Annotated in this window: 9 protein-coding genes; 6 read left to right on the top strand and 3 right to left on the bottom strand. The window is 53.6% G+C overall.

Annotated elements, in window-relative coordinates; genetic code table 11:
* Positions 1–9: 9 nt before the first annotated feature.
* The gene (locus THS27_RS03030) at positions 10–684 is read right to left on the bottom strand and encodes an aldo/keto reductase (RefSeq protein WP_210402812.1); all 675 of its coding nucleotides are present in this window, start codon (positions 682–684) and stop codon (positions 10–12) included.
* Positions 685–774: 90 nt separating this feature from the next.
* On the opposite strand from THS27_RS03030, the gene THS27_RS03025 reads away from it, so the two are divergent.
* Together THS27_RS03025 and THS27_RS26580 are read left to right on the top strand one after the other, a co-directional pair.
* Positions 775–1,326 (top strand): TetR/AcrR family transcriptional regulator, encoded by a 552-nt coding sequence (locus THS27_RS03025; RefSeq protein WP_085587693.1) that lies wholly within the window; start codon positions 775–777, stop codon positions 1,324–1,326.
* A gap of 47 nt (positions 1,327–1,373) precedes the next feature.
* Positions 1,374–1,682 (top strand): hypothetical protein, encoded by a 309-nt coding sequence (locus tag THS27_RS26580; RefSeq protein WP_139835449.1) that lies wholly within the window; start codon positions 1,374–1,376, stop codon positions 1,680–1,682.
* Here the strand turns inward: THS27_RS26580 and def are convergent.
* Positions 1,674–2,192: a peptide deformylase gene (gene def / locus THS27_RS03020; RefSeq protein WP_085587691.1), complete on the bottom strand. Its 519-nt coding sequence runs from the start codon at positions 2,190–2,192 to the stop codon at positions 1,674–1,676. The two genes, THS27_RS26580 and def, sit on opposite strands and share 9 nt — an antisense overlap.
* A gap of 172 nt (positions 2,193–2,364) precedes the next feature.
* Entirely contained in the window at positions 2,365–3,870 is a 1,506-nt protein-coding gene (gene rmuC, locus THS27_RS03015; protein ID WP_085587689.1) for a DNA recombination protein RmuC, read from the bottom strand.
* Positions 3,871–4,438: 568 nt separating this feature from the next.
* Here rmuC and acs point away from each other — a divergent pair.
* From acs to THS27_RS02995, 4 genes are all read left to right on the top strand, one after another.
* Positions 4,439–6,382 carry an acetate--CoA ligase gene (acs, locus tag THS27_RS03010; RefSeq protein ID WP_085587687.1) on the top strand — a complete coding sequence of 648 codons (1,944 nt, stop codon included), beginning with the start codon at positions 4,439–4,441 and terminating at the stop codon, positions 6,380–6,382.
* Positions 6,383–6,739: 357 nt separating this feature from the next.
* A complete protein-coding gene (locus THS27_RS26845; protein WP_085587685.1) occupies positions 6,740–8,875 on the top strand; it encodes a methyl-accepting chemotaxis protein in 2,136 nt (711 codons plus the stop codon).
* Positions 8,876–9,255: 380 nt separating this feature from the next.
* A complete protein-coding gene (locus tag THS27_RS03000; RefSeq protein WP_085587683.1) occupies positions 9,256–10,746 on the top strand; it encodes a SulP family inorganic anion transporter in 1,491 nt (496 codons plus the stop codon).
* A 13-nt stretch (positions 10,747–10,759) separates the two neighbouring features.
* Positions 10,760–11,614, top strand: coding sequence for a universal stress protein (locus THS27_RS02995; RefSeq protein ID WP_085587681.1), 855 nt, complete (start codon positions 10,760–10,762; stop codon positions 11,612–11,614).
* Positions 11,615–11,665 lie beyond the last annotated feature (51 nt).

The following is an 11,665-nucleotide window of genomic DNA, read 5'->3' as shown; positions in this document are numbered from 1 at the left end:
ATGCCGGGACTAAACAGTTAGTACGCCCCCACCGAGCGGTGAATAAGCCACAACCCCAAGGCCCAGAGCCTGGCTGGCTGGAATGAGTTCCTGTTCGGTCGCCCTCTGGACGAGGCTGTGCTCTACCTGGATTCCCGCAATGGGGACCGCCCCCCTGATTTCGGCAATTGTCGCGGCACGCGAGACCCGCCAAGCCGGGAAATTGGAAAGTCCCGCATAGAGTATCTTGCCCGCCCTTACGAGATCGTCAAAACCTCGGACTATTTCCTCGAGCGGTGTCACGCCATCGGAAACATGCGCCCAATACAGGTCGATGCGGTCCGTTTTAAGGCGTTTCAGGCTCGCTTCGACCGAGCGAACCATTGCCTGCCGACTGTTTCCGGTGACGAGCAGACCGGAATCGGCATTCGTCTTGACTGCGAACTTTGTCGACAGGACAAACTCGTCGCGCCGCCCGCCGAGCAAGTCACCAAGAACCGTCTCCGATTGGCCCTCTTGATACCCATTCGCCGAGTCGAGGAAATTGCCGCCTGCTTCGGCATAGGTATCTAAAATTCGACGGGCCTCTTCCGGTTCGGCTCCATGCCCGCCCCATGCCGTACCAAAATTGGCGGTTCCAAGAACGAGTTCGGAAACCCGCAGTCCCGTATGCTTTCCAAATAGTTTGTAGCGCAAAACGATCATTCCTTCTTGTGTTTGCTATCGTGATCGCTATAATTATCGGACCACTGGTACATATAAACGTACCAGTGTTACATTTGTCAAGGATTAGCAATGCGCGCCGACGCTAAGGAAAATTATAATCACCTGCTGGTCGTGGCCCGGGACGTCGTCACGGAGCAAGGAGCTAACGCATCCCTACGCGACATCGCGCGCAGGGCCGAAGTGAGCCACGTAACGCTTTTGCGCCACTTTCCGACACGTGAGGCGTTGCTTGATGCCCTGCTTCGAAAGAGTCTCGAAGAGCTGACGGCAAAGGCCGACGAATTGGAGCCTTCGACTTCGCCAGGGGAGGCCCTGTTGGATTGGCTCCGTGACGCTGTCGGCTTCGTGCAGGTTTACAGCGGCGTGGTAACGATGATGGCGACAGCGATAACCGACCCTGACTCCGCACTTCATGCCTCCTGCGAAAACTTACGCAATGCAGGCGAGCGACTTCTTAAACGCGCTCAGGAGGAAGGGACTGCGCGCAAAGATATGAAGGGAAGCGACTTGTTTGCTCTTATCGGTGCGCTTGGCTGGATTGGCGACCAACAGTCGTTCAAGCCACGAGCCGAATACCTTTTTGATGTCATTGCAAGTGCGGTCCTGGTTGGGCGCTCGTGAGAGTTTCGTTAATCCTTCTGCTCTGCACCCTTTAAATTGGATCGTTTTTGATTGGAATTTTCCGCGCCAGATTTCTGGTTAGCAAATGGAGCGGAAGATATGACAGCATCGAATTTTTCGGACGCGCAGAAAGCATCCATTTTGAGGTAGGGAGAGAGCGGGATTTGGCAGCGTTCGCCAGTTCAACGCCACATTTTCGGAAAAGACCGTTGCGCACCGTCTCGATACCGAAACAAGCGGAGCATAACGCCCGCAAAGACAAAAACAGACAAGCCCAAAACATAAAAGGACCGGTAAAACCGGTCCTTTGGGCAGCATTTGATATGGCAAAAGTGCAATCTGAAAAATCAGGCTGACTTCTTGTTCTTTTGCAGCTTGATAACCTTTTTCAGGATCATGTTGCGTTTCAGTGCGCTCAGATAATCGGTAAACAGAATGCCATCAAGATGGTCGATCTCGTGCTGAATGCACGTTGCCAGCAAACCGTCTGCCTCAATCTCGTGTGCCTTGCCGTTTTCATCAAGGTAACGCACACCAACTTCAAGCGGACGTTCAACATCGGCATATTGATCGGGGATCGACAGGCAGCCTTCCTGATAAACCGAGCAATCCTCGGATTCCCAGATGATTTCCGGGTTCACCAGCTTCATGGGTTCGGGCTTTTCCTTGTCATCGGAAACATCAAGCACGACAAGGCGCTTCATCACACCAATCTGCGGACCGGCAAGGCCAATGCCCGGCGCGTCATACATGGTTTCCAGCATATCATCCAGAATCTGGCGAATTTCGTCATTCACCTCGGATACCGGGTCGCATTCCTGCTTTAAGCGGGGATCAGGAACGATAAGTATTTCACGCAAGGCCATGTCAGGTTTTCCGGATGCAAAAGATGAAACCGCCCCCTATGGAACGGTTTCAATATAATATAAGTCGGGCTTGGAGATAAGACCGCAAGTTATGGGAGTCAAGAAGTCCGTCCCCGTCCCCCAAACAAAGATGATCTCACACGGTCCGCAATGGACCACAACCACCATGGTCTTAACGGCGCCCGCTATCTTCGAGCAAATCAGCGGTCAGTTCGGGCTTACTTAGCTGACGCACATGGGTTTCAGACTGCAACGGCTGATCAATCTCGCGGTCATCGGCAACGATTTGCTTATCTTTCAGCCGCTTGGCCGATACCAGAACCGAACTTTCCAGCGACCCCAGCGTTTTGTTGTAATGCTTAACCGTGCCTTCAAGCGATTTACCCATGGCGGTAAAGTTTTTGGCCAGCGCGCCAAGGCGATCAAACAATTGCTGACCAATTTCGCTAATCTCGCGGGCGTTATCGGCCAGGGCTTCCTGCCGCCAACCGTAAGCCACCGCCTTTAACAGGCCCAAAAGCGTGGTGGGCGTTGCCAAAATAACCCCGTCGCGAAAACTGTCTTCAATCAAACTGGGGTCACGCTCCAGCGCTGCCGAAAAAAAGCTTTCACCGGGCAAAAACAACACCACAAATTCCGGTGAATTAACAGATTTCCAGTAGGATTTTTTGGAAAGCCCCGTGATAACCTTGCGCACATTGGCAACATAGGTTGTCATCAGGGCTTCACGGCGATCATCATCGTATTTTTCTTCAATCGCTTCCAGATAGGCCGATGTCGGGGCCTTGGCATCGACGACAATGTTTTTGCCGCCCGGCAGGCGAATCACCATATCGGGTTTCTGGTCGCCTTCGTCGGTTTTAAAGTGAACCTGTTCTTCAAAATCACAATGATTAAGCATCCCTGACAGCTCGACAATGCGTTTAAGCTGCAATTCGCCCCACTTGCCCGACACCGACGAGCTGGACCGCAAGGCCGAGCTTAAGGTTTGCGTTTCGCGTGACAGGCGCTGTTGCGACGTTACCAGCGACCCCACCTGTTCGCGCAATTCGCCATAGGCCTGCTTGCGTGAATTTTCAAGTTCGTTAACCTTAATGTCAAAGGCCTCCAACCGCTCGCGGATCGGTTTTACTAACCCGTCAATCGCCTGCTGGCGTTTTTCAAGGTCGCCCTTGGCCCCCTCCTGAAGACGCGAAAAGTTTTCACGCGCCATTTTCATAAATTCATCATTGTTAATTTTCAGGGCATCGGACGAAAGCGCCTTGAAACTGTCAAGCAACTTGACCCGCGCATCATCCAGCATTTGCAGCTTTTCCTGTGCGGCTTCGCGTTCTTTTTCCAGCGAGGTTTCAAGCTCGGCCCCTTTTTCGCGCCAATGTTCCAGCGACACGCGCAATTCGCGAATTTCGCTTTCCAGCCCCGGCACCCGGTTGGCCGTGGTTTCGGCAATGGCGCGTTTTTCCGATGCGGCGTCAAAACGATCACGCAACTGGGCCAGTTCGGTTGCAAGCTCGCGCCGGGTGGCTCCGGTTTGTTCCAGCTGTGCAGCCAGCAGGGCATTATGCGCCTCGGCTTCGGCTTTGGCCGAGTCCCTTGCGCGTTTAACCAATTGCACACTGAAAATCAGCGACACCACCAAAACCGCAATGCCGCCCACGGCAAGAGAAACCGGATCCATAACCACACCATCTGATTGCAATATCTTCTGCTTGTATCTGTTTTGTTCCGTCAAATCCAGCAGCCATCCCGTTATTTGACGAAGTTCGTATTCCCGCCAGCGGGGTGACACGGCATTTTCATTTCCAACCTGTTTTTCGCCCCCCGGCAGAAACCTTATGGAACCGCCTCCCCGGATCCCAATGCAGGCCTGCCTTTGTCAAAGACGCAACCTTCACTGGAAATTTCCGTAAAATTCACCTATGTTTCAACAAGATAATTAACCGACGCCAGAACCTTTCGGGCTGTCCGGGATTTTGTCGCCTCACATCGCGTCGCCCGGACCGGGCAGTTTGCCCCCGTCTTAAGTTGTATTTCCTGCGACGGCCCGGATCGTTAGCATAGGGCAATACAAAGGCCAGCGATTGACGGCGTAAAACCGGGCATCAGAATGATTTCGGTGAAACATAAAACGGCCACATCAATCGGTTAGCCGGAAAAATCAGGGGTTGGCATCGGCCACGATACCATATTGCAAATGGCCCCTGAAACCCGTGACCGACCACAGGAAACGAACAAGAGGCTTAACAATGTCTGCGAACGTTTATCCCGTCTCCGAGGAAATCGCCAAAAACGCCTTGATCGACAAGGCCAAATACGATGCCATGTACAAACAATCGGTCGAGGATCCGGAAGGCTTCTGGGGCGAACACGGCAAGCGCATTGACTGGATCAAGCCTTACACCAAAGTCAAAAATGTCAGCTATGACCCACACAATCTTTATATCAAATGGTATGAAGACGGCACGCTGAACGTTGCGGCCAACTGCCTGGACCGTCACCTTGCGACGCGCGGCGATCAGACCGCGATCATTTTTGAGGGTGACGACCCGTCAGTTTCCGAACATATCACTTATAAAGACCTGCACGAACGCGTCTGCCGTTTTGCCAACGCCCTGAAAACCATGGGTGTGAATAAAGGCGACCGCGTTGTCATCTACCTGCCGATGATCCCGGCAGCGGCGGTTTCGATGCTGGCCTGCGCACGCATCGGTGCCATTCATTCCATCGTATTTGGCGGTTTCTCGCCCGAAGCCCTGGCGGGCCGGGTGGAAGATTGCGGTGCCAAGGTTGTCATTACATCGGATGAAGGCCTGCGTGGCGGCCGGGGTGTTGCCCTTAAACGCAATGCCGACGAAGCCCTGTCCCATCCCGGTGTGAAGACCGTGGAAAAGCTGGTTGTGGTTAAACATACCGGCAAGGACATTCCCTGGAATGACGCACGCGATGTCTGGTATCAGGATGTTTGCGATGCCGCATCGCCCGACTGCCCGCCAACCGAAGTTAACGCCGAAGACCCGTTATTTGTGCTTTACACATCGGGTTCGACCGGCAAGCCCAAGGGCGTTTTGCACACATCGGGCGGGTATCTGGTTTATGCGTCGATGACGCATCAATATGTGTTCGATTACCATGATGGCGATGTTTACTGGTGTACCGCCGATGTGGGCTGGGTCACCGGGCACAGCTATATCGTTTATGGCCCGCTGGCAAATGGGGCCACCACCCTGATGTTTGAAGGTGTGCCCAGCTATCCTGATGCATCGCGCTTCTGGCAAGTCTGCGACAAGCACAAGGTCAATATCTTCTATACCGCGCCGACCGCCATTCGCGCCCTGATGCGTGAAGGGGCCGAATGGGTGGAAAAAGCCGACCTGTCATCGCTGCGCATTCTGGGGTCGGTTGGTGAACCGATCAACCCCGAAGCATGGGAATGGTATCATGAACATGTTGGCAAACGTAAATGCCCGATTGTTGACACCTGGTGGCAAACGGAAACCGGCGGTATCCTGATTACACCGCTGCCCGGTGCAACCGATTTAAAACCGGGTTCGGCAAGTGTGCCATTTTTTGGCATTCAACCTGCCCTTCTTGACCATGAAGGCAAGGAACTTGAGGGTGCCACCGACGGCAACCTGGTGATCAAATACAGCTGGCCGGGCCAGATGCGGACGGTTTACGGCGACCATGAACGCTTTATCCAGACGTATTTTTCAACCTTTCCCGGCACCTACACCACCGGCGATGGTGCCCGCCGCGATGAAGACGGCTATTACTGGATCACAGGCCGTGTCGATGACGTGATCAATGTTTCGGGCCATCGCATGGGCACTGCCGAAGTGGAAAGCGCGCTTGTCGCCCACCCCAAGGTCGCAGAAGCCGCCGTTGTTGGCGTTCCGCACGACATTAAGGGACAAGGCATTTATGCCTATGTCACACTTAATGCCGACGAGGAACCCACCGAAGAACTGCGTGCCGAACTGGTGAAATGGGTGCGCAAGGAAATCGGCCCGATTGCCAGCCCCGATTACCTGCAATGGTCGCCGGGCCTGCCCAAAACCCGGTCGGGCAAAATCATGCGTCGTATCCTGCGTAAAATTGCAGCGAACGAATATGACCAGCTTGGCGACACCTCGACCCTGGCCGACCCGGGCGTGGTCAATGATTTGATCGACAACCGCCAGAACCGTTAACCAGAACGGTTTTACAGGCAGTAACATTCAAGGGCGGCATCCTTAACCGATGCCGCCCTTTTTGCATCCCGGTTCCAAGCCGCTATTTCGCTTCGCCCCTGCGAACCAGCGTAACCGGTTCCATTTACCGGCCCCGGCGTAACGATTCGTACTTTGCGTTTGCAGGGCCAGTTTTGGCAAGCATCATTTTGGAACGATCGTTCACATTTGTATCACCTTAACAGCACACAGATGTGATTTCCCCGAACCTGCAAAGCCTCATAGATAAAACTCTATATATTTGAGTAATAAAGAGCGTTTGGACTATGACCAACGCTGCAAGAAACAGAAAGGCGCATCGTGGGGTTTTTAGCCAGAATGTCATTACGACGGGTCATTCCGTCTGTTATCGCCCTGATTGCAATTTTGGCCACTGCCATCACGGCCATTTCCAGTTATGTGATTGCCCGCGATGCCTTAAATGAAGGGGCCACCGACAAACTTTACGCCCTTGCCAATTCACGGCAAAGCGAGCTTGCGCAATATCTGGGATCAGTGCGGCAGGATTTGCTGATTCAGGCCGACAGCCCCGCCATTCGCCAGGCCATGAAACTGTTTGGCTTTGCCTGGTCTGACCTGGGCGAAACCCCGGAAAAAACCCTGAAAAACCTGTATATCAGCCAAAACCCCAACCCGGTGGACCAGCGCGACCGCTTATTACAGGCCAAGGATGGTTCGACCTGGTCTGATATCCATCACCAGTATCATCCCTGGATGGATAAGTTACTGCATGAACGCGGTTATGCCGATATTTTCCTGATCAACAACGATGGCGCTGTTTTATATTCCGAGGCAAAACGTAACGATTTTGCCAGTAATGTTGCCACCGGTGAAGGGGCAAAAACTGCTTTGGGCCGGGTGTTTAACGCCGCGAACAAGGTCATGCCGGGGCAAATCGCCTTCGAGGATTTCAGCCTGTATCAACCGGCAGGCAATACCAGCAATGCCTTTTTGGCAACGCCGGTTTTTGGCGATGATGGCAAAAGCCGGGTGGGTGTGTTTGCCGTAGAAATTCCGGTAGCCCGCGTAAACGATATTTTGCAACAAAGCGAAGGCTTGGGCCAAAGCGGCGAAATTTACCTGGTCGGCCAGGATTTTCTCATGCGCAACGACAGCCGAATGGGCAATGAAAGCACCAGCCTGAGCCGCGAAATCAACACCAAACAGGTGCGCGATGCCCTGGCAGGCAAAAGTGGCACAATGGAAGATTTAAACTATCGGGCCGCCAATGTGGTGTCATCCTATGTACCGATGACATTTGAAAACACCCGTTGGGCCATGGTTGCCGAAATTGACAGCGATGAAATTTTTGCGCCTGCCATCTGGATGCGCAACTTTTCGCTGATGTTGCTGGTGGGTGTGGCGGCAATTGCTGTTCTGATTGGCCTGTCTTTGGGGCGCGGCATTACCCGCCCGTTAACCCAGGCTGTATCGCTGATGGAACGTCTGGCGCACGGCCAGCTCGATATCACCATTCCCGAACCGGGTAGCCGCAACGCTGTGGGCCGCATATTCGAAACACTGGCCCTGTTTCGCACCAATTTGTGCGAAAACGCCCGCCTGACCGCCGAACGCGAAGCCGAAAGCCAACGCAAACTGGACCGCGCCGAAGAAATTCGCCGCTCGATTGACAAATTCCGTACCCGCAGCGATGAAGCGCTGACACTGGTGCAACAGGCATCGCAATCGATGCGTGCCAGTGCCGGTATCATGGGCGAAACCGTGGCCCAAACCAACCTGTTAAGCAGCAACGTCATTGCTGCTGCGCGTCAGGCATCGGGCAATGTCAAATCGGTTGCATCTGCTGCCGAGCAACTATCCGCATCCATCCATGAAATCAGCGATCAGGCCCATAAATCCAGCGAAATCGCCCAGAGCGCCGTTACCCGCACCGATGAAAGCAATAATCTGGTTAAAACCCTGGCACAAAGTGCAGATCGCATTGGCGAAGTTGTAACCCTGATTAACGATATTGCCGGGCAAACCAACCTTTTAGCCCTGAATGCCACCATCGAGGCCGCCCGCGCCGGAGACGCCGGCAAAGGGTTTGCCGTTGTGGCGGGCGAGGTTAAATCGCTGGCATCACAAACCAGCCGGGCCACCAGTGAAATCACCGATCAGATTATCACCATTCAGGAAGCCACCCGCGAAGCCGTGCTTTCGATGCAGGCGATTTCCGCCGTGATTAGCGATATCAATACCATCGGCACCACCATTGCCGCATCTGTCGAACAACAAGGGGCCGCCACCCGCGATATCGCGCGCAATACCCAGCAAAGCGCACAAGGGACCGATGAAGTTACCCGCAATATTGCCGGGGTTGGTGATGCCGCCAAACGCAGCGAAACCGCCACCGCCGATGTCACCCGTGCTGCCGACAGCCTGGCAAAACAGGCCGATAATTTGCGCCGCGAGATTGACGATTTTCTGGGAGAAATCCAGCATCGCGATTAAAGCGCCAAAACGGCGTGATCGCTATAGCAGTTTAATAACATTATATAAAACCGCGCCTTTGCATTGAAAAGGCGCGGTTTTTGCCATGAAATGACACAGTATAAACCGGCGGCAAGGTTGTTTTTCCATCCAAATTGCGGTAGGTACAAGCCGCTGCGCCGCAGCATTTGATTTGAATAATAATGGATTTTGGTTTGATGTAAGGTGCCACATATTCATTGCCGCGATGTGACTGCGACGGAACCTGTTTTCCCGGCGCACCTTAAATGTCCGAACGGCAAGGCACCAGACCGGCCGACCATTTCACGATTTCGCCCATTCCAATAAAATGACGACCCACGGCATCCACCGCGGGACGGGGGACGACTGGAGATATTCCTGTGAACACAGATTTCCTACCGAAACTACGCGCCGAATGGCTTGGCAATATCCGGGGTGACGTATTGTCGGCCATGGTTGTGGCGCTGGCGCTGATACCTGAAGCCATTGCCTTTTCCATCATCGCTGGCGTTGACCCCAAAGTTGGCCTGTATGCGTCTTTTTCCATTGCCGTGATTACCGCCATCTTTGGTGGCCGCCCCGGCATGATCTCGGCAGCGACGGCCGCAACGGCCGTATTGATGGGGTCGCTGGTGCGGGAATACGGGCTGGATTATCTGCTCGCCGCGACGGTTCTGGCTGGTATCCTGCAAATGGTTGCCGGGCTTTTGCGGTTGGGTAACCTGATGAAGTTTGTTTCCAAATCGGTGATGACCGGCTTTGTTAACGCCCTTGCCATCCTGATTTTTATGGCGCAGTTACCCGAACTGATCAATGTGCCGTGGGTAACATACGTCATGGTCGCCGGGGGCCTTGCCATTATTTACCTGTTCCCGCGCCTGACCAAGGTTATCCCTTCGCCGCTGGTGGCAATTGTGGTGCTGACCACCATTTCGCTGTTTATCACAGCCGATTTCCATACCGTCGGCGACATGGGCGAATTGCCCGATGCCTTTCCCGCCTTCATGATCCCCAATGTGCCGTTCAACCTTGATACATTGCTGATCATTCTGCCCTATTCGGCAGGTGTTGCGGCAGTTGGCCTGCTTGAATCGCTGATGACGGCATCGATTGTGGATGATCTGACCGATACATCCAGCAACCGCATTCGCGAATGTTACGGCCAGGGCATTGCCAATTTCTGCACCGGCTTTATTGGCGGCATGGCAGGTTGTGCCATGATCGGCCAGTCCGTGATTAACGTTAAATCGGGTGGTCGTGGCCGGTTATCGACCTTTCTGGCCGGTATATTCTTGCTGATCCTGATCGTGGTTCTGGGCGATCTGGTGCGGATCATTCCAATGGCGGCCCTTGTTGCCATCATGATCATGGTTTCCATCGGCACTTTTAGCTGGTCGTCGATCAAAAACCTTAAAACCCATCCGCGCAGTTCATCGGTTGTTATGCTGGCAACGGTGGTTGTCGTGGTTGCGACCCATAATCTGGCGATTGGCGTTCTGGTTGGTGTTTTGCTGTCAGGTATTTTCTTTGCTTGGAAAATTTCGCAAATTTTCCGTATCCGCAGCGAAATTTCAACCGATGGTGCCACCCGGACCTATCATGTCGAAGGGCAAATCTTCTTTGCATCGGTCGAAAAATTCACCCAGGCCTTTGATTTTAAAGAAGCCCTCGATAAAGTCGTGATTGATGTCAGCCATGCACATATCTGGGATATTTCCAGCGTGTCGGCGCTTGACATGGTGGTGCTTAAATTCCGCCGCGAAGGCGCCGATGTGGAATTGATTGGCCTCAATGACGCCAGTGAAACCATTGTTGATAAACTGGCCCTTCACGATAAACCCGGCGCATTTGAACGTCTGATGGGGCATTAAGGGAACATATCCAATGACACATTTGATCGCACTGATCGACGGGTCGGTTTATTCGCACAGCGTTTGCGACCATGCAGCCTGGGTTGCAGGGCGCGCGGGCGCCTCGGTTGACCTGATGCACATTCTGGGGCGCCGCCACACCAATGGCGAAAATGCCGATTTCAGCGGCAACCTGAAACTGGGCGCACGCAGTGCCCTGCTTCGGGAACTGGCCGATCTTGACGAACAAAAAGCCAAGCTGGCCTTAAAACATGGCCGCCTGTTGCTGGCCGAAGCCAAAGAACAGCTTGAAAGCCAGGGCATTGCCGAGGTTGGCACCAAACTGCGCCACGGTGATTTGATTGAAGCCATTGCCGAATTTGAAAAAGACACCAACCTGATCATTGTCGGTAAACGTGGCGAAGCCGCCGATTTTGCCAAAATGCATTTGGGGTCCAATCTGGAACGTGTGGTGCGGGCCGCGGCCAAACCGGTTCTGGTAACCTCGCGCGCATTCAAACCGATTGAAAAGTTTGTCATCGCGTTTGATGGTGGCCCCAGCGTAATGAAAGCCATTGACCACATTGCCCAAAGCAAGGTGTTTAAAGGGCTTTCCTGCCTGCTTTTGGCGGCAGGGGATTTAAACAGCGATGCGCGCCAGACATTGGACGACGCGGTTGCGATTTTACAAAATGCCGGGATTACCACCGAAAGTGCGGTTGAAAAAGGCGATGCAGAAACCGTTATCAAAACCCGGATCGAAAAAGACGGGTATGATTTGCTGGTAATGGGGGCCTATGGCCATTCGCGCATTCGCAACCTGATCATTGGCAGCACCACCACCGAAATGGTGCGATCCTGCCATGTGCCGGTAATGCTGTTCCGTTAGGCCTGCCTTACGGCAGTCGGCAAATAATATAAGGCGTGCAACCGTTCAGGT

Source organism: Thalassospira sp. MCCC 1A01428, from assembly GCF_002115825.1.
Taxonomy (GTDB): Bacteria; Pseudomonadota; Alphaproteobacteria; order Rhodospirillales; family Thalassospiraceae; genus Thalassospira.
Note: the sequence above shows the minus strand (reverse complement) of the source record. Positions and strands in the feature narration are given on the sequence as shown.

Coding starts and splice junctions, on each gene's coding strand:
- THS27_RS03030 (WP_210402812.1), bottom strand. CDS start 684: ATGATCGTTTTGCGCTACAAACTATTTGGAAAGCATACGGGACTGCGG.
- rmuC (WP_085587689.1), bottom strand. CDS start 3,870: ATGGATCCGGTTTCTCTTGCCGTGGGCGGCATTGCGGTTTTGGTGGTG.
- acs (WP_085587687.1), top strand. CDS start 4,439: ATGTCTGCGAACGTTTATCCCGTCTCCGAGGAAATCGCCAAAAACGCC.
- def (WP_085587691.1), bottom strand. CDS start 2,192: ATGGCCTTGCGTGAAATACTTATCGTTCCTGATCCCCGCTTAAAGCAG.
- THS27_RS26845 (WP_085587685.1), top strand. CDS start 6,740: ATGTCATTACGACGGGTCATTCCGTCTGTTATCGCCCTGATTGCAATT.
- THS27_RS02995 (WP_085587681.1), top strand. CDS start 10,760: ATGACACATTTGATCGCACTGATCGACGGGTCGGTTTATTCGCACAGC.
- THS27_RS03025 (WP_085587693.1), top strand. CDS start 775: ATGCGCGCCGACGCTAAGGAAAATTATAATCACCTGCTGGTCGTGGCC.